Source organism: Microbacterium sp. VKM Ac-2923, from assembly GCF_022815605.1.
GTDB lineage: Bacteria > Actinomycetota > Actinomycetes > Actinomycetales > Microbacteriaceae > Microbacterium.
In genome coordinates this window covers 83,427-101,851 of record NZ_JALGRP010000002.1, presented here as the reverse complement: position 1 = coordinate 101,851, position 18,425 = coordinate 83,427, and the positions used below count along the sequence as shown (strand labels likewise).

The following is an 18,425-nucleotide window of genomic DNA, read 5'->3' as shown; positions in this document are numbered from 1 at the left end:
GGAGAGCGATGTCGCGTGTCGTGAAGCTGGCCGTCATTCCCGGTGACGGCATCGGTCCCGAGGTCGTCACCGAGGCCGTGAAGGTGCTCGACGCCGTCACCGCCGCGTCGGATGTGTCGTTCGAGAAGACGCCGTTCTCCCTCGGCGCCGGTCGCTACCTCGAGACCGGTGACACCCTCACCGACGACGACCTCGCCGCGATCGCCGCGCACGACGCCATCCTGCTCGGCGCCGTCGGTGGGGTCCCCGGCGACCCCCGCTTGAAAGACGCGAACATCGAGCGCGGTCTGCTGCTCAAGCTGCGTTTCGAGCTCGACCACTACGTCAACCTCCGCCCGTCGAAGCTCTACCCCGGGGCGACCGGCCCGCTGGCGGAGCCCGGCGAGATCGACTTCGTCGTCGTCCGCGAGGGCACCGAGGGCCCCTACGTCGGCAACGGCGGTTCGATCCGCCGCGGCACGGCGCACGAGGTCGCCAACGAGACGTCCGTGAACACCGCCTACGGCGTCGAGCGTGTCGTGCGATATGCCTTCGCTCTCGCCGAGCGGCGACGTCACAAGCTGACCCTCGTACACAAGACCAACGTGCTCGTGCATGCGGGCGGCATGTGGAAGCGGATCGTGGATGCCGTGGCATCCGAGTTCCCGGAGGTCGACGTAGACTACCTGCACGTCGACGCGGCAACGATCTTCCTGGTCACGAACCCGGGCCGCTTCGACGTGATCGTCACCGACAACCTCTTCGGCGACATCTTGACCGACTTGGCCGGCGCCGTCACCGGAGGCATCGGCCTCGCCGCATCGGGCAACATCAACCCCGACGGCGCGTTCCCCTCGATGTTCGAGCCCGTCCACGGATCGGCGCCCGACATCGCGGGCACCCAGAAGGCCGACCCCACGGCCGCGATCCTCTCCGTCGCCCTCCTGCTCGATCACCTCGGGCTCACCGACGAAGCCGCACGCGTCACCCGCGCGGTCGAGGACGACATCGCGAGCCGCGCCGGCGCCCGCACCACCGCGCAGGTCGGTGACGCCATCGCCGAACGCGTCCAGGCGTAACCTGGACCGATCGGCCCGCATCACCCCCGTGCAACGAACAGTTTTGGACCCCAGATGACCACCATCGACACCGACCCCGACACCGGACTCGACCCGCTCGACTTCTCCGTCACCCGCAACCTCGCGGCCAAGAGCAACGCCGACCGCGATGCCATTCTCGCCAGCCCCGGCTTTGGACAGAGCTTCACCGACCACATGGTCGACATCTGCTGGTCGGTCCGCGGCGGATGGCACCGCCCGCGCGTCTCGCCCTACGGCCCCATCTCGCTCGATCCGGCCGCGGCCGTCCTGCACTACGGGCAGGAGATCTTCGAGGGCATCAAGGCCTACCGTCACGCCGACGGATCGGTGCACACGTTCCGCCCCGATCAGAACGGACGGCGTCTGCAGCGGTCGGCCCGCCGCCTGGCGCTTCCCGAGCTGCCGGTGCCGTACTTCTTGCAGGCTCTGCGCGAGCTCATCGCCGTCGACGGTGCGTGGGTGCCCTCCGGCGAAGATCAGAGCCTGTACCTGCGGCCCTTCATGTTCGCGAAAGAGGCTTTTCTCGGCGTGCGTCCCGCCCACAAGGTGGCTTTCTACGTCATTGCCAGCCCCGCGGGCGCCTACTTCAAGGGCGGCGTGAAGCCCGTGTCGATCTGGCTCAGCGAGGACTACTCGCGCGCCGGCAAGGGCGGCACGGGGGCGGCCAAGACCGGCGGCAACTACGCTGCCAGCCTGCTGCCGCAGTCCGAGGCGTACGAGAACGAGTGCGACCAGGTCGTCTTCCTCGACCAGGACCGCAACGTCGAAGAGCTCGGCGGCATGAACGTCGTGTTCGTCTACAAGGACGGCACCATCGTCACTCCGCAGTCCGACTCGATCCTCGAAGGCATCACCCGCGACTCGCTCCTGCAGCTGGCGCGTGACCGCGGCCACCACGTCGAGGGGCGCAACGTCTCGCTGACGGAATGGCGCGAGGGCGTGGCATCCGGAGACATCGTCGAGGTGTTCGCCTGCGGCACCGCCGCCGTCGTCACCCCGATCGGCACGCTCAAGGGTCGCGACTTCATCGACGAGCAGCCCACCGGCACCCTCGCCCTCGAACTGCGCGAAGAACTCACGAACATCCAGTACGGTCGCGCCGAAGACAAGCACGATTGGCTGTACCGCCTCGACGCCTGAAGCCACGGCGATTCACGGAGGGGCTCCCGGATGCCGGGGGTCCCTCCGTCGTTCCCGCGAGGTGCTGCGGGTTTCGTCGGCGGGCCGAAGCCTGTGTCGTCGAGCCACTGCGGCATGAACGCGACCCGTGTCCGCAAACACGGTGACGGCGCGTTCATGGACAGGGATGGTGTTCATGCGTGCTCGGCGGGGCCCGCACACGCGTTCACCTGCCGAGGGCGCGGCGCTGTCATGAAGCCGCACCGCGGTGGGTCGTTGATCGCCCCGGCGCGTGTCGGACCTCGCGGATAGGCTGAACCGGTGAAGATTGCGCGATTCAGTCACCAGGATGCCATTCGCTACGGAATCGTCGATGATGGCGAGCTCGTGGTCCTCGCCGGCGATCCGATGTTCGCCGGGTTCGACACCACGGGGGAGCGCATCCCGCTCGCCGAGGTGGCCCTCCTCGCGCCCGTGATCCCACGCTCCAAGGTCGTGTGCATCGGCAAGAACTACCGCGACCACGCCGCCGAGATGGGCAGCGAGGCTCCCGCGGAACCGCTGATGTTCCTCAAACCCAACACGTCGGTCATCGGCCCGGGCGACGTGATCGTGCGGCCCACGAGCCTCAGCTCCCACACCGATTACGAGGGCGAGCTGGCGGTCGTCGTCGGGCGCATCGCCAAGAACGTGCCCGCCGAGCGGGCGAACGACTACATCTTCGGCTACACCGTCGCCAACGACGTCACCGCCCGCGACCTGCAGCGAACCGACGGCCAGTGGTCGCGCGCCAAGGGCTTCGACACGTTCTGCCCCGTGGGTCCGGTCATCGAGACCGATCTCGACCTCGACGCGGCCGTCATCACCACGCGGGTCAACGGCGAGGTGCGCCAGAACGGCCCGGTGTCCGACATGATCCACGGCATCCCGGCCCTCATCGCCTACGCGTCGGCGGTGTACACGCTGCTGCCCGGCGACCTGATCCTGACCGGCACGCCGGCGGGCATCGGGTCGTTCGACGCGGGCGACACGATCGAGATCGAGATCGAGGGCATCGGGATCCTGCGCAACACCGCGCGCGATGCCTGACACCGCGGCGCCCGCGGCGGTCGACCTCGTCGCCACGCAGCGCCGTACGGTGCGGGTGCTGGCGGCCGGACAGGTGCTCAGCGGCGTGGCGTTCGGGTCGACCCTGTCGCTCGGAGCTCTCCTCGCCGCCGACCTGTCGGGTGAGGAGGCTCTCTCGGGGTTCGCGACCGCGGCAGTGACGCTCGGCGCCGCCCTCACGGCGATCCCGCTGGCACGGCTTGCTGCTCGGCGCGGTCGACGGCTCGCGCTCACGACCGGCAATCTCGCGGCCCTGACCGGCATCGCCCTCGTCATCGTCGCCGCGGCAGCGCGCGCCTTCCCGCTCCTCCTCGTCGGCATCGCCCTCATCGGCGCGGGTAACGCGGCCACCCTGCAGTCGCGCTTCGCCGCGACCGACCTCTCCTCGACGGCGCGGCGAGGGCGCGATCTGTCGACGGTGGTGTGGGCGACCACGGTCGGTGGCGTCGTGGGCCCGCTGCTTCTGGCGCCGGGGGAGCTGCTCGGCGCGAGCATCGGCATGCCGCGGCTCACCGGTGCCTACCTGTTCTCGCTCCTCGCCCAGGCGTGCGCCTTCGCCCTGTACGTCCTCGTCCTGCGGCCCGACCCGCTGCTGCTCGCCCAGCGACTCGACCGCGAGAAGGCGCCGACGCCTGGCACGGCGCCCGAGACCGACCGACCGCGCCTCGCGCGCTTCGCGATGCTCGCTGTCGCCGCCTCGCACGTGACCATGGCGTCCGTGATGGCGATGACGCCCGTGCACCTGGCGCACATCGTGTCACCGGATGCCGTGACCCTCGCCGTCGGCGTCACGATCTCGCTCCACGTGTTCGGCATGTACGGCCTGTCGCCGGTGTTCGGCATCCTGGCCGACCGTGTCGGGCGGGTCGCGGTCATCCTGCTCGGGCAGGTGCTGCTGGCGGGAGCCCTCGTCACGGCGGCGCTGTTCGCCGAGGCGCAGGCGGGCGTGCTCGTCGCTCTCGTGCTGCTCGGGCTCGGGTGGAGCGCCGCGACGGTCGCCGGTTCCGCCCTGCTCACCGAAGCGACGCCGCTCGCTGCGCGCCCGCGGCGTCAGGGACGCAGCGACACGCTGATGACCGGCTCCGCTGCTGTCGGGTCGGTGCTGGCCGGGCTGATCCTCGGCCTCGTCGGATACGGAGGGCTCGCGTTGTGGGCGTTCGTGCCGATCGCCCTGGTGTGCGCGGGTGCCGTCGTCGCCCGTGTGCGCCCGGCCTGACACGCACGCCGGTGCCCGCGCTGCTCCGGCGGGCAGAACGGGCGATGTTCGGTGTCCTCTCGCCTCGGAGTGCGAGAGACGTGCGCGCGCTCACCCTGACCGCGTGCGCGCGGCTGCAGCGATCAGATCGAGTAGCTGAGGCCGGTCAAGGGGTGGACGAGGGACGCTGCGCCCCGGTTTTCCGAGGTCAGCGTGCGGTGCGCGCTTTCCGCCCGCCGCTCGCCCTCTGCACCCAAAGCGTCGAGCGCGCGGTCCACATCGGACACGTCGTTGAAGACGTGGAACGCGACGCGTGCCCGGCCGGCCCGGCCCGACGCCGTGATGCCGTGGGCCGTCAGCTGCGCGAGCGCCTCACCCGTGGCATCCGGCCAGGTGACGATGGCCGACGGCCGCTCCGGCTGCGCCAGGCCCAGCCCCGCGCGGAATCGCGCCGCCAGGCCCGTCGTGTGGGTGTACAGCTCGGTGATGTCGGCGTCGGCGAACATCCGCAATGCCGGCGCCGCGCCGACGAACGCCTGCCAGGCCGGCGAGACGTCGAAGCGACGCGCGTCCGCCGCGAGCATCCCGCCGGTGCCGTAGCACGACGCCCACGGATCGTCTCCCGAGTACCACCCCGCCTGCACCGGGCGCAGCAGACGCGCGAAGTCCGGGCGCACGGTCAGGAAGCCGACCCCGCGCGGGCAGCACAGCCATTTGTAGGCGTGGCAGACGGTCGCGTCGAACAGGGTCGCGTCGACCGGCAGCCATCCGGCCGCCTGCGTCAGGTCGCACAACGTGCGGGCGCCGGAGCGAGCAGCGGCTGCGGCGATGCCCGCGGCATCCGCCACCTCACCCGTGGCTGACTGCACCAGCGAGAAGGCGACGAGCCACGTGTCGTCCGTCACGGCGTCGGCGAGTCCCACCAGCGGCACCGTGCGCAGACGAACGCCGCGACCGGCGAGGGCGAAGGGCGCGACGAGCGACGAGAAGTCCCCCTCGGGGCAGAGGACCTCGGCACCGTCGGGCACGGAGGCCGCGATCAGCGACACCATCACCGACGTCTGCGACGCTATGGCCACCTCGCCGACGGGGGAGTGCACCAGGCGCGCGTAAGACGCGCGGGCGTCGTCGACGGCGCGCGACGCGGCAGCGACATCGGGGCGACCGGATGCCGCGGCATCCAGGTCGGCGCGGACGGCATCGACCGTGTCGCGCGAAGGGAGACCGACGGTGCAGGCGGCGAGGTAGTCGCGGCCGCCGGCGAAGCGCGATGCGAGGCTGCTCATGGATCCAGGTTCTCGCGCCGCCGTCCATTGGACTAGAGCAGGTGTTGCATGAGAACCATCGCCTCTGCTTATGTGTCAGCATGACCGATGCCGACGACGACCTCGACGCCCACTCCCTCCGGGTGGTGAAGGCGATCGCCGACACCGGATCGATCACGGCCGCCGCCCGCTCCCTCGGCTACAGCCAGCCGGCGGTCAGTCAGCAGCTGCGCCGTCTCGAGCGACGCGCGGGCATGCCGATCGTCGAGCGCGTCGGACGCGGCGTGCGCCTGACGGAGGCGGGTCGCGTCCTCGCGCGTCACGCCGCCGCGGTGACGACGGCCCTGGATGCCGCGGCGGGCGACCTCGCCGAACTCCGGGGCCTGCGCGCGGGGCGCGTGCGGATCGCCGCGTTCCCGTCGGCGTCGTCCACCGTCGTGCCGCGCGTCATCGCGGCGGTGACGGCGCGTCGCCCCGGAGTCTCGATCAGCTTCGTCGAGGCCGAGCCGCCCGAGGCGATCGTGGCGGTCCGAGAGGACCGCGCCGATGTCGCCCTCACCTACAGCTATCCCGGCGACCGCCGCGAACTCGACCTCGCGGCCACGGGACTGGCGGTGCGCACCGTCGGAGGCGACGACACCGTGCTCGTCCTCCCGGTCGATCACCCGGCCGCCGAGGGCCCGATCGACCTCTCGCGACTCGCGGGGGAGCGGTGGATCGCGGGCTGCCCCCAGTGCCGCGGCCACCTGCTCGAGGCCTGCGCCCGGGCGGGGTTCGTCCCCGACATCGCCTTCGAGACCGACAACTACATCGCCGTCGAGAACCTCGTCGCTCAGGGGGTCGGCGTCGCGATCCTGCCGCGCATGGCCGTGGCATCCTTCCCCCTCCTCACCGGTATCGCCGCCCCTCGGCTTCCGGATGCCGAGGCCCGCACGCTCCACGTCGTCACCGCCCGTGGGGCTGAGAACGTGCCGGCGGTGGGGGTCGCGCTCGAGGTCCTCACCGAGGTGCTCGTCGACTATCCGATGCCCTCGGGGCGCGCCGCGTACCGCCGGTAGGATCGAGGGGATGTCTGACACGCCCGATCCCCGCACCACGACCGCCACCGGAGCCGACGTCCGCGTCCGCTTCTGCCCGTCTCCGACGGGTCTGCCGCACGTGGGACTCATTCGCACCGTCCTGTTCAACTGGGCCTACGCCCGGCACAACGGCGGCAAGCTCGTCTTCCGTATTGAAGACACCGACGCCGCGCGCGACAGCGAGGAGAGCTACCAGCAGCTTCTCGACGCGCTGCGCTGGATGAACATCGACTGGGACGAGGGCGTCGAGGTCGGCGGCCCCCACGCGCCCTACCGCCAGTCCCAGCGCCACGAGCTGTACCGCGAGGTGCTCGACAAGCTCGTCGCCGCGGGAGCGGTGTACGAGAGCTACTCGACCGCCGAAGAGATCGACGCCCGCAACGAGGCGAACGGACGCGCGAAGCAGCTCGGCTACGACAACCACGACCGCGACCTCACCGACGAGCAGAGGGCGGCTTTCCGCGCCGAGGGTCGTCAGCCCGCGTGGCGCCTGCGCGTGCCCGACCACGACCTGAGCTACGACGACCTCATCCGCGGTGACGTCACCTTCCCCGCGGGGTCCTTCCCCGACTTCGTGCTCGTGCGGGCCGGGGGAGTGCCGCTCTACCCGTTCGTGAATCCCGTCGACGACGCCCTGATGGGCATCACCCATGTCATCCGCGGTGAAGACCTCATGCCGTCCACCGCCCGGCAGCTCGCGCTGTACTCGGCGCTGGTGGATGCCGGAGTCACGACGTTCATCCCGCGTTTCGGTCACATGCCGCTCGTCCTCGGCGAGACCGGCAACAAGAAGCTGTCGAAGCGCGATCCGCAGGCCGACCTCTTCCTGCAGCGCGAGAAGGGCTTCATCCACGAGGGGCTGCTCAACTACCTCTCGCTGCTCGGCTGGTCGCTCGCGAGCGACCGCGACGTGTTCTCGCTCGACGAGATGATCGCGGCCTTCGACATCTCCGACGTCAACCCCAACCCCGCCCGCTTCGACCAGAAGAAGGCCGAGGCGATCAACGGCGACCACATCCGGATGCTGGATGCCGACGACTTCGCGTCGCGAATCGTTCCGTACCTCGCGGGTGCGGGGCTGATCTCCGAGGAGCCGTCGCCCGAGCATCGCGCGATCATCGCCCAGGCTGCACCTCTCGTGCAGGAGCGCGTGCAGTTGCTCGGCGAGGTTCCGGGCATGCTCGGCTTCCTCTTCGTCTCCGACGTGGAGTACGCCGAGGATGCGATGAAGGGACTCCCCGCGAACGCGGCAGAGGTGCTCACGGCATCCGTCCGCGCCCTCGAGGGAGTCGACGACTTCACCGCCGCCGGGGTGCAGGAGGCGCTGTCGGCGGCTCTCGTCGACGAGCTGGGCCTCAAGCCCCGCGTCGCCTACAGCCCGCCGCGCGTCGCCCTCACCGGGCGTCGCGTGTCGCCGCCGCTCTTCGAGTCGATGGAGCTGCTCGGCAAGGACGAGACGCTGCGGCGCCTGGCGGCGCTGGCGGCGCAGCTGGGCTGACGTCCGGCTTCGCAGAATGCCGCGATCCTCGCAGATACCCTCATGGGGGCTGCGAGGATCGCGGCGTTTTGCGTGCGGTGGGGGGCGCGCCGGGTGCGGCGGCGCACGGTCGGACGCACGCGAAGCTCGCAGAAGGTGACGACCCTCGCAGATCCCGCGGCGAAAGCTGCGAGCATCGTTCGCCCGTGCGTGATCCGGCACCGAGCGACCTGCGCGGACGGGCCTCGATTTTGCTCACCTCGGCATCTCACGTAAGCTTGTCCCTCGGCACGAGTTGCGGCTCAGCGCCTTGGGGTATGGTGTAATTGGCAACACGGCGGTTTCTGGTTCCGTTGTTCTTGGTTCGAGTCCAGGTACCCCAGCAAGACGAAAAGCCCCGGTCATCGCGCAAAGCGCGGGAGGCCGGGGCTTTTGCTTTCGGCCTTCGCCTGGCATCCTCCCGCCGTCGGTGGTAGGCACGATGTATGGCCTCGACGATCTCGCCCCCGCGACGAATGTCGCCCGGAGAACGGCGCGCCCGCCGCGAGCGTCGCGCCACCTGGATCACGCTCTCGGTGGTCGCGATCATCTGCGCGGTGGTGGGTGTCGGGGCCTACGCGATGGCGAACTCCTGGTGGGTGGCCGACGCTCCTGCCCCGTCCGCTGATCAGCAACTCGCCGACGGGCAGTCGCGTTTCGATCGCGCGGGCGTCGACTTCCTGAATCGACAGCGCCTCGCTACCGTCGACATCGCCGCTCCCGCGCGGGCGAGCGAGCTGGGGCTGCCCACCGAGGGCGAGACGCCCGTCGAGACCCTCGTGCCGCTCACGGTCGAGGTGCGGGGCAATGGGGCGGCCATCGCGTTCCCCGGGGTGTCGTGGTTCTCCCTCGGGACCGCCGACGACCGGCTGACGTCCCTGTCGGTGACGCCCGGATCGAGCGGTGCGTGGACCACCATCCGCACCGATCTCGAGGGACGGGCTGGCGAGTGGGGCTGGACGGCGAGCGACCTCGCGACCCTCGAGGCTCAGGTCGGCGAGGCGGCGCGTGAAGAGGGTGACGCGCAGACGGTGAGCCTGCCGCCGACGCTCGTCGACGGGATGACGGTCAGCGCGGACGTCGTGATCGACGAATCCGGGCAGATCTCCCTGCAGTACGTGTTCGCGCCCTGACTCGGAGTGTCGTGTCCCGCGGATGCCGACCGGCGTCCGGACTCCGGGGAGTCCGAGGTCCTTCGGGGTCGGCGTCTGTCGATCCGCGACGGCCCCACGGCACCCGCCGCCCGCACACGGACGCCCGCCGCCTCGCGTCATACACGAGGGCAGCGGGCGTCCGGCCGGCGAAGGGCGCTCAGCCGATGGCGGCCGTTGCGGCGCTGGTCTTGACCAGAGTGGTGTACCCCGTCTTCGTCCCGGTGACCCGGACGGTGATGCGCTTGCCCCTATCGGTCGCGGTCGGCTTGTACGTGGTCGCCGTCGCGCCGCTGATGACCGCGCCGTTGCGCAACCATTGGTGGCTGAGCGCGACGGGCGCGGGCGCCCAGGTGCCGGCACGGGCGGTCAAGGTCGAGCCCACCTTCGCGGTTCCCGAGATCGTCGGCGTCGCCCCGGTCAACGTGCCCTTGGCGACCGTGGCCGATGCGCTCGTCACGGCCTTCGTCGTGTACCCGCTCTTCGCACCCGTGACGGTGACAGCGAGCGGGGTACCCGCGTCGGCGGCGACCGGCGTGTACGTCGCAGAGGTGGCGCCCGAGATCGACGCGCCGCCGCGGAGCCACTGGTAGGTGTAGGTCACCGGCGACGGCCCCCACGCACCCGGCACGGCCGTGACCGCCGTACCGACGACCGGTGTCGCGCTGAGGGTCGGTGTGGCCGACGTGAGAACGCCCTTCGCCACGACGGCGGTCGGAGCGCTGGTCTTGCGCGCTCCGGAGTAGCCGGGCTTGCTCGCGGTGACGGCGACGGTGATCTGCGTCCCGACGTCGGCTGCGCTGACCGTGTAGGTCGACGACCTCGCTCCGGAGATGTACGTGCCGCCACCCCGCATCCACTGGTAGGTGAGGGTCGCGCCCTCATCCCACGTCCCCGGGTTCGCGGTGAGCGTGGAGCCCACCTGCGCGGTGCCGGTGATCTTCGGTGTCGGCGTGGACGTCAGGAGGGGCAGCTGGTAGGTGGAGAGCTTCATGACGTAGTCGCCGACGCTGAAGTGGTAGCCGCCCACTTGGATGAAGTAGGTCTTGCCGGGTTCGACTGCGAAGTCCGCGTACGCATCTGCCTTGGAGTACGTGCTCGGGTCGTTTGCATTCGCCCTCGGGCACGACAGGGGCGAAGTCGGTGCCGATCCGTCGGACGCCCACACAACGGCATCCGCATTGTAGAAGCTGTCGCGGAGGTCGAGCCTGACCCCGGTGGTGGTCGTCGCGACGTACTTGTACCATCGCGACCCCAACATCGTCTCGAAGTCCTCGCTGCACGTCCGGTTGTACGGGGCGTACCAGTTGTTGTCGACCTTCGAGATCGATCCCGTCACGGTGCTCGGCACCGAAAGGGACGTCGAGGTAGCGGGGGAGAGGTTCGGGATGGGAGCACTGGCGCGGATCCACAGGGATGCCGTGTCCGAGGGCGTTGCGTCGTACGAATCGTCGGTCACCTGAAACAGGTAGGTGGCCCCGGCGCGTGCCTGCAGATGGTTCTCGTCGCGGTAGCTGGTTTCCGTGCAACTGATGCGGGTGAGGGCACTCATCCCCGCAGCGGCGTAAGCGATGACCATGCTCGAGGCCCCGCTGACCCCGCCGCCGAACGACAACGTCTGAGCGACCGGTGAGGTGTAGGTGTACCAGACCGATCGGTCCCCGTCCGTGAAGTATTCGGACTGATCCGGATCGGTGGTCCGGCACGTCGCCGGCTCACCCGCCTCTAACGTGGCACCGGCATAAGGTTGCCCACTGACCTGGAACGGCAGCGACGACACCTTCGTCGCGTTCGCGAGCATGTCGTTGGCGGGCGCCTCGGCGGCGGAGAAGAGACGGTTCGGTGAGACCGGCGCCGACCGCTCCTCCCGCGACTGCGCGCGCTCCTCGGCCGTGTGCCAGCGTCCCGCCGTCGTCGACGAGTCCGGGTCGACGGGATCCGCGGCGGCGTGCGCAGCGGTCCCTCCGGTCAATCCGATTGCCACGACAAACGACAGTGCGCCGGCCAGCGAACGCGTGGCGCGATGAATGAACACGATGAGTACCCCCCCCTGGGCCGCGCGCGAGCGCGCGGTTCGTCGGACGTCTCTGGCTCGCTCGACGCCTCCCATGCCCCCACGGAGCGGCGACTCGCGACACTGGCTACGACGGCCGTGGTCGGCGCCGCATCAGAACGATCGGGCGCGGCGCTCCCCGATCCCCCAGGACTTCGCTCATCAAAGCACGGCCGCCGTGGCGGGGCAACCGATGTCGGCGGCGCGCACGGGAAGGCGCGCGTCGACGCGCGTGCCAGCGTCTGTCGAGGTCACCGTCAGGGCGCCGTCCGCCTCGGCGAAGGCCCGCTTCAGCAGGCGAAGTCCGTGCCCGGATGCCGCGCTGCGCCCCGTGGCGAAGCCACGGCCGTCGTCGGTCACGCTGAGCGCCACCGACGACACGGTCGCGCGCACCGACACCTCGACACGGGTGGCGCCGGCGTGTTCGACGACGTTCCGCACCAGCTCGCGCGCCGCCTCGATCACGAGCCGTGAGGTCTCGGCATCCGGTTCTTCGTCGACGGCCACGTCGAGGTCGACCGTCACTCCCGCGGCGCGGGCGGGGGAGACCGCCTCGACGAGGGCGTCACCGACGGGAGGGCTGGGTGCCACTGCTGTGCCGTCGAGGATCCCGCGAAGCGTGCGGGCATCTCCCGCCAGTGTCTCCGCGATGGCGCGAAGGCGCGCGGGGTCGGGGGCGGCGGATGCCAGAGCGTCGAGGGCGAGAGCGGACCCGGCGAGATCCTGCAGCACGTCGTCATGGAGGCGCCGGCCGAGCCGCAGTCGCTCGCGCTCTCGCGAACGCAGTCCGAACTCGATGGCGAGGGTCCGGTCGACGTCGGCCGCCGAGAGTCGCCGCGCCAGCAGCACGGCGAGGGGGAGCAGCACGGCCATCAGCGCAGCGATCCCCCCGACGAGCACGGGGACGTTGACGGCGAGGGTCGAGGCCACCCACGCGTCGCGGAAGACCGGCACGTAGACCTCGAGGCGCAAGGGGGCTCCGCCCGCGTCTTCGAAGGCGATGAGCGCCTCTCGCAGTTCGCCGCTGCCGCCCGTCTCGAAGCGGTGCTCCGCGTCGTCGGGAACTTCGAACACCACGACGCCGTCGCGCGCGAGGCGCTCGGCCAGCGCGGGAGAGTAGGGCCGTCGGTCGCCGATCAGGCGGCGCTCGTCAGAGAAGACCACCCGTGCCGTGTCGCCCTCGATCCGCCAGACCTTCACGCGCGCGACCGAGCCGGCGGCGAAGAAACCAGCGAGCTGACCGTCGAGGGCGGTCACATCGATGCTGTCGCGCGCGAAATCCGAAGCGGAAAGGACGGACGAGACCCGTTCCGCGACACGGGTAGCGGCGGCCCTGGTCACCCGATCCGCTTCCGCGGTCGCGAGGGACCACTCCACGCCCACCACGGCCCCGACGATCGCCAGCGCGATGACCACCGCCGCGAGCAGGTGGCGTCGCACGATCGTCGCCGCGTTCGGCACCGGTCGTGTCATCGTCCGCCCCGCGCGCTCACGCCGAGGTCACGGGCCTTCGCGACCACCTCCAGCTGCGAACGCGCACCCAGTGTGAGCCGCAGCCGCTTGACGTGATCGCGCACGGTGTGCGGTGACAGCGACAGATCGCGGGCGATGTCCGTCGGTCGGCGGCCCTCGCACAGCAGCGCCAGCACCTCGTGCTCGCGCGGCGTGAGGTCATCGAGCGGGGTGCGCACGAGTCCCCGCGCGATGACCGGGCGCGCGGGCGTCGCCGTGCGCAATGCGGTGATCAGATCGTCGAGGCGGACGTCTTTCGCGAGGTACCCGCTGGCTCCGGCGGCCCGCGCGGCGTCGGCCCCGGCGGCGACGGGGTGTGCCGTGAGCACGACGATCCGCGCCTGCGGGCAGAGCCGTCGGAGGTCGCCGATGGCAGACAGGCCGTCCTCGTCGCCGATGCTCACATCCAGCACGATCACGTCGACGGGCAACGCCTCGGCCTTGCGAAGCCCCTCGGGCACCGTCGCGGCGGTGCCGACGCAGACCGTGTCGGCCGCGGCATCCAGGGCGAAGGCGAGCAAGTCCGTGAAGACGCGATGGTCGTCGATGACGAGCACCCGCACGGGGGCGTCGAGAGCGGCGGGCCAGGTCATGACCCCCTCAGTTTAGGGGGAGGGATGCCGTGGAGGTAAGGCTAGCCTCAGTGAGTCGCGACGACCCGAACCGTCGATCCCAGGAGTCCCCATGTCCCGTACCCCCTCCGTCGCCGCAGCGCTCGCGCTCGCGGTCGCCGGCGCCCTCGCCCTCTCGTCCTGCTCGGGGGCCGCTTCCGCTCCCGCCGAGGCCGGCGCCGACGCCGCACAAGAACGAACCCTGACGGTCTACTCCGGTCGTGACGAAGAACTCGTCGCCCCCCTCATCGAGCAGTTCGAAGAGGCGTCCGGGATCGACGTCGAGGTGCGGTACGCCGGTTCGACCGAGCTCGCCGCGCAGATCCTCGAGGAGGGCGACCGCACCCCCGCGCAGGTGTTCCTGTCGCAGGACTCGGGCTCGCTCGGAGCGCTGGATGCCGAGGGTCTGCTCGCGACGCTCCCCGCCGACATCACCTCTGCCGTGCCGGCGGAGTACACCTCCACCGACGGATCGTGGGTCGGACTGACCGGCCGCGCTCGCGTCGTCGCGTACGACAGCCAGACGTACACCGCCGATCAGATCCCCGCCGACGTCTGGGAGCTCACGAAGCCGGAGTGGAACGGCAAGGTCGCCATCGCCCCGTCGAACGCATCGTTCCAGGCCTTCGTGACCGCCCTGCGCGTCGCCGAAGGCGAGGACCGCGCCCGCCAGTGGGTGGAGGCGATGGTCGCCAACGGCGTGCAGCGTTACGCGAAGAACGGCGAGATCCTCGAGGCCGTCAACAGCGGTGCGGTGCCCCTCGGCCTCATCAACCACTACTACTGGGCGCGCTCCGAGCAGGACCCGACGACCCTGCGTGCCCAGCTCAAGTTCGGCGAGCCCGGCTCGGTCTCGTCCCTGGTCAACGTCACGGGCGCGGGAGTGCTCGCCGGCAGCACCGAATCGGCCGAGGCGCGTGAGTTCGTGCAGTACCTCGTCTCGGTGCCCGCACAGGAGTACTTCGCGCAGGAGACCTTCGAGTACCCGCTCGTCGACGGCGTGACGGCTCCCGCGGGCGTGCCGGCGCTGTCGGAGCTCGGCGGCGCCGACATCGACCTCGCCCAGCTGTCGTCGGTCCAGCAGACGGTCGACCTGCTCACGGCGACGGGTCTGCTCTGACCCTCTCGGTGTCTCCCGCTCGCCGGGGTACTCGTGCATGCCGCACGGGTACCCCGGCGCTGCTGTGCGCCGCCGGTCTCGTCGCCGTCGCGGCGGCGGCCCCGCTGATCCACCTGCTGGTACGCGTGATGAGCGCTGATCCGGAGCGGGTCGCGCCCGTCCTCCTGCGCCCCCGCACGCTCGAGCTGCTGTCGACGAGCGTTGTCGTGACCTTGGCGACCAGCGTCGGAGCCTTCGCGGTGGGCGTCGGAACGGCGTGGGTGCTCGCCCGCGTGGTTCTTCCCTGGAGCGGTCTCTGGCGCGTCGTCGCGTGCCTGCCCCTAGCGGTACCCAGCTTCGTCGCCGCCTTCGGATGGATGGGCGTGTTCCCCGGCCTGTCGGGCATCGGCCCTCTCGTGGGAGTACTGGTGCTCTCGACGGCGCCCTATGTGACCGTGCCGACCCTGGCGGCGTTCGTCCGCGCCGATCAGGCGGTGACGGATGCCGCCATCTCGCTCGGTCGGTCTCCGTGGCGCGCCTTCGTGACGGTGACGCTTCCGCAGGTGCTGCCCGCCGCGCTCGCCGGAACCCTCCTGGTGGCGCTCTACTCGCTCTCGGACTTCGGGGCTCCCGCCCTGCTGCGGGTGGACACGCTGACCACCGGCATCTACGCCCAGTTCGCCGGCGGCTTCGACCGATCGCTGTCGGCCGCCATGGCTCTCGTGCTCGCTGCCCTCGCCCTCGCCTGCGTCGGGGCCGAGGGCGCGCTCCGGCGGAGGTCGGCGCGGCTCGCGCGGGGACGCGTCGTCCCCGCGGTGCGGCGTTCGTTCGGCCCCGCCGGTTCGTCCTTGGTGACCGCGGCGCTCGCGACGGTGGCGGTGGCATCCGTGGTCGTTCCGCCGGCTGCGCTCGTTGCACGCCTGCCGTCGGCCGACCGCTACCTCTCGGGGGTCGACGACCTCGCCCGCGCGACGGTCACCACCCTCGCGCTCGGGCTGATGGCCGCGATCGTCACCGTCGTCGCCGCCCTCCCCGTCGCCTGGCTCGCCGCCCGCCGGCCCGGGCGGATCGTGTCGCTGTGGGAGTCGGTCACCTATGTCGGCCACGCCCTGCCGGGATTGGTGGTGGCGCTCGCCCTCGTGTCGCTGACGCTGGCCGTCGCCCCGGCCGCCTACCAAGGACCGACGGCCCTCGTCGCGGCCTACGTGGTGCTGTTCCTGCCGAAAGCGGTGGGTTCGGCGCGCGCGGCGGTGGCCGGAGTGCGACCCGACCTCGAGGACGCCGCCCGCAGTCTCGGAGACGGACCGGCCCGCGTCTTCGCGCGCGTGACGTTCCCGCTCGCGGCTCCCGGCGTGCTGGCCGGTGGAGTGCTCGTTCTCGCCGCCGTGATGAAAGAACTCCCGGCCACGCTCCTGCTGCGCCCCATCGGCGTCGACACGCTGGCGACCGAGCTGTGGCGGGCCACCAGTGTCGGCGCCTTCGGGGCGGCAGCCCTGCCGGCGTTGCTGCTCGTGGCCGTCGGCCTCGTGCCCGCGCTCGCCGTCGCCCGCGGCATCCGTTCGATCGGGGAGGACACGCGATGACGCTCGACCTGCACGCCGTCGCCGGCGGGTACGGCTCCGACACCGTGATCCGGGGCGTCGATCTGCACGTGCCGCGCGGTGAGATCGTGTCGGTGCTCGGGCCCTCCGGCAGCGGCAAGACCACTCTCCTGCGCATGATCGCGGGATTGCATCCCCTCACGTCCGGTCGGATTGTCTCGGGCGGTCGCGATGTGACCGACGTGCCCGCCCACAGACGCCGGATCGGACTCGTCGCACAAGAGGGTGCGCTGTTCCCCGGTCTGAGCGTCGCTGCGAACATCGCCTACGGCTTACGCGGCGTGCGCGCCCGACGGGCCGCCGAGCATCCCGAGGTGCGGCGCCTGCTCGCCCTCGTGCAGGTGGACGACCTCGCCCACCGGATGCCGCATGAGCTGTCGGGTGGCCAACGTCAGCGCGTGGCGGTGGCGCGTGCGCTCGCGCCGCAGCCGACGGTGGTCCTGCTCGACGAGCCGTTCAATGCGTTGGACGCGGGCCTTCGCTCCGGTGTGCGCGATGGGGTGCTGAGTCTGCTCCGCGATGCGGGGGTGGCGGCGGTGCTGATCACACACGATCGGGCCGAAGCCTTCGCGTCCGGTGATCGGGTCGCGGCCTTCCACGATGGAAACCTTGCCCACCTGGGGACGCCCGCGCAGATCTACCGCGCTCCCGCGACGCCGACTGTGGCCGCATTGACGGGGGAAGTGGTGCGGCTGCCGGACGTGCTGGGGGGAGGCGACGGGGTCGGGGTTCGCCCCGAGCAGCTCGTGCTCGACGCGTCGGCCCACGTCCGTGCGCGCGTCGTAGCCGCCCACGACGAGGGTTCCCGCGCCGTGATCGGCGTGGTGTTCGACGACGGCGGCACCGCGCTGCTCGAGCTCTCGGGGTACGCGGAACTCCCCGGAGTGGGTGCGCAGGTGGGGGTGGCGGTGCGGGGGCCGGCCCTCCCGACGTCGTCCGTGCCGACGACGATCGTCTCCTGAGGTCGCCGAGGGAGACAATGGAGAGATGGGACTCTTCGTACAGCGACCCGAGGAACCGAGCGAGTGGGCGGGACTTCCGGGCGAACCGGCGCGCCCGCGCACCCGAGCAGAGCTTCTGCCCGACGACGAACAGCGGGCGGCAGCGCCGACCGACCTGCTCGGCCTCGCCGGCACCACGACGACCTCCGTGGTGATCTCGCTGGACGGTCTCGGTGAGGCGGCCGACGCGGACTGAGCGCGCGTTCGACACGGCGTCGCCTCCGAGGCGTCGCGGGCTCGAGGGATAGCATCCGAGCAGCAGACGTCGTCGGCGCCGTCCTCATCCTCATCCTCGTCGGAAGAAGGTCCTCGTGAAGCGCATCACCACCGCCGCGGTCGCCGTGGCCCTGCCGTTGATGATCGCCGGGTGCACCCCATCGGCCTCGGAGGACTCGTCGGGAGGCGCCGACGCATCTTCGGTTCCCTCCGCAACGGCGGCGGACCAACTGCTGCCCCCGACGACGGTCGCTCCCGCCGATCTCGAGGGGACCGACGCCCGCGTCATCCTCGGAACCTCCCTCGTGCTGGCCGTCGCCGATGGTAGCGAGGGGGAGTGGACCGGCACGACCGCCGATGTCGCGATCGCCGAGTTCTCCCCGGGAGGTCCGTCGGAGGGCGCTGTCTTCCGGCCCGGGTTCATCGTCCGTGAGGTCGGGACGACGGATGCCACCGTCACCGGGCCCGACGGTCGGACGATCGCGTTCACGATCACTGTCGTCCCGTACTGACGCGCATTGCTCGCACCGGCGGTGCGGCCGCAGGTGACGCGCGCGAGCGAGGCGCGCCGGCTCGGGATGCCGTGGGTCGTCGCCGCGCTCGTCTGCGGCGCCCCACCGGTGGGAATCGGGGAGGGTCACCGCCGGGGCCGTCCGCGCACGGGTGTCGGCATCCGATCCCGCGTCAGCGCGACGGCCGTGGGCGCGTGCGCAGCGCGTGAGGCGAGTGGCACGGCGACGACGGTGGCCGCGGCGGGGTCGCAGGCGCGTCTGCGGAAATCCGGTCGCGTGAACCTGTTGCTCCGTGTGGTTCTGTGTTGT

Annotated in this window: 16 protein-coding genes and 1 tRNA gene; 13 read left to right on the top strand and 4 right to left on the bottom strand. The window is 71.1% G+C overall.

Annotated elements, in window-relative coordinates; all coding sequences use genetic code 11:
- The first annotated feature begins 8 nt into the window (after positions 1-8).
- The 4 genes from MT347_RS03630 (at position 9) to MT347_RS03615 (ending at position 4,521) form a co-directional block, all read left to right on the top strand.
- Complete coding sequence (locus MT347_RS03630; protein WP_243498176.1) at positions 9-1,058, top strand: 3-isopropylmalate dehydrogenase; 1,050 nt, start codon at positions 9-11, stop codon at positions 1,056-1,058.
- A 54-nt stretch (positions 1,059-1,112) separates the two neighbouring features.
- Positions 1,113-2,219, top strand: coding sequence for a branched-chain amino acid aminotransferase (locus MT347_RS03625; protein WP_243498173.1), 1,107 nt, complete (start codon positions 1,113-1,115; stop codon positions 2,217-2,219).
- A gap of 300 nt (positions 2,220-2,519) precedes the next feature.
- Positions 2,520-3,287 (top strand): fumarylacetoacetate hydrolase family protein, encoded by a 768-nt coding sequence (locus MT347_RS03620; RefSeq protein ID WP_243498172.1) that lies wholly within the window; start codon positions 2,520-2,522, stop codon positions 3,285-3,287.
- Positions 3,280-4,521 carry an MFS transporter gene (locus MT347_RS03615; RefSeq protein ID WP_243498169.1) on the top strand — a complete coding sequence of 414 codons (1,242 nt, stop codon included), beginning with the start codon at positions 3,280-3,282 and terminating at the stop codon, positions 4,519-4,521. Before MT347_RS03620 ends, MT347_RS03615 begins: the two co-directional genes overlap by 8 nt.
- A gap of 122 nt (positions 4,522-4,643) precedes the next feature.
- Here the strand turns inward: MT347_RS03615 and MT347_RS03610 are convergent, their stop codons facing one another.
- A complete protein-coding gene (locus tag MT347_RS03610; RefSeq protein WP_243498168.1) occupies positions 4,644-5,786 on the bottom strand; it encodes an aminotransferase class V-fold PLP-dependent enzyme in 1,143 nt (380 codons plus the stop codon).
- Between the two features lie 80 nt (positions 5,787-5,866).
- On the opposite strand from MT347_RS03610, the gene MT347_RS03605 reads away from it, so the two are divergent.
- From MT347_RS03605 to MT347_RS03590, 4 genes are all read left to right on the top strand, one after another.
- The gene (locus tag MT347_RS03605; protein WP_243498166.1) at positions 5,867-6,823 is read left to right on the top strand and encodes a LysR family transcriptional regulator; all 957 of its coding nucleotides are present in this window, start codon (positions 5,867-5,869) and stop codon (positions 6,821-6,823) included.
- A gap of 10 nt (positions 6,824-6,833) precedes the next feature.
- The gene (gltX, locus tag MT347_RS03600; RefSeq protein WP_243498163.1) at positions 6,834-8,342 is read left to right on the top strand and encodes a glutamate--tRNA ligase; all 1,509 of its coding nucleotides are present in this window, start codon (positions 6,834-6,836) and stop codon (positions 8,340-8,342) included.
- A gap of 290 nt (positions 8,343-8,632) precedes the next feature.
- Positions 8,633-8,704 (top strand) — tRNA-Gln (locus MT347_RS03595).
- Between the two features lie 102 nt (positions 8,705-8,806).
- Positions 8,807-9,493, top strand: a complete 687-nt coding sequence (locus tag MT347_RS03590) for a hypothetical protein (protein ID WP_243498161.1) — start codon at positions 8,807-8,809, stop codon at positions 9,491-9,493.
- Between the two features lie 178 nt (positions 9,494-9,671).
- Here MT347_RS03590 and MT347_RS03585 read toward each other — a convergent pair whose 3' ends face one another.
- The 3 genes from MT347_RS03585 to MT347_RS03575 form a co-directional block, all read right to left on the bottom strand.
- Positions 9,672-11,546 (bottom strand): hypothetical protein, encoded by a 1,875-nt coding sequence (locus tag MT347_RS03585; RefSeq protein ID WP_243498158.1) that lies wholly within the window; start codon positions 11,544-11,546, stop codon positions 9,672-9,674.
- A gap of 180 nt (positions 11,547-11,726) precedes the next feature.
- A complete protein-coding gene (locus MT347_RS03580; protein ID WP_243498155.1) occupies positions 11,727-13,037 on the bottom strand; it encodes a sensor histidine kinase in 1,311 nt (436 codons plus the stop codon).
- Positions 13,034-13,669 (bottom strand): response regulator transcription factor, encoded by a 636-nt coding sequence (locus MT347_RS03575; RefSeq protein WP_243498153.1) that lies wholly within the window; start codon positions 13,667-13,669, stop codon positions 13,034-13,036. The genes MT347_RS03580 and MT347_RS03575 overlap by 4 nt, the downstream gene beginning before the upstream one ends.
- Before the next feature lie 91 nt (positions 13,670-13,760).
- On the opposite strand from MT347_RS03575, the gene MT347_RS03570 reads away from it, so the two are divergent.
- From MT347_RS03570 to MT347_RS03550, 5 genes are all read left to right on the top strand, one after another.
- Positions 13,761-14,807: an iron ABC transporter substrate-binding protein gene (locus tag MT347_RS03570; protein WP_243498150.1), complete on the top strand. Its 1,047-nt coding sequence runs from the start codon at positions 13,761-13,763 to the stop codon at positions 14,805-14,807.
- Between the two features lie 8 nt (positions 14,808-14,815).
- Positions 14,816-16,369, top strand: a complete 1,554-nt coding sequence (locus tag MT347_RS03565; RefSeq protein ID WP_243498148.1) for an iron ABC transporter permease — start codon at positions 14,816-14,818, stop codon at positions 16,367-16,369.
- Entirely contained in the window at positions 16,366-17,349 is a 984-nt protein-coding gene (locus MT347_RS03560; RefSeq protein ID WP_243498145.1) for an ABC transporter ATP-binding protein, read from the top strand. The genes MT347_RS03565 and MT347_RS03560 overlap by 4 nt, the downstream gene beginning before the upstream one ends.
- Before the next feature lie 25 nt (positions 17,350-17,374).
- The gene (locus MT347_RS03555; RefSeq protein WP_243498143.1) at positions 17,375-17,584 is read left to right on the top strand and encodes a hypothetical protein; all 210 of its coding nucleotides are present in this window, start codon (positions 17,375-17,377) and stop codon (positions 17,582-17,584) included.
- Between the two features lie 115 nt (positions 17,585-17,699).
- A complete protein-coding gene (locus tag MT347_RS03550; protein ID WP_243498141.1) occupies positions 17,700-18,116 on the top strand; it encodes a hypothetical protein in 417 nt (138 codons plus the stop codon).
- Positions 18,117-18,425: the final 309 nt, after the last annotated feature.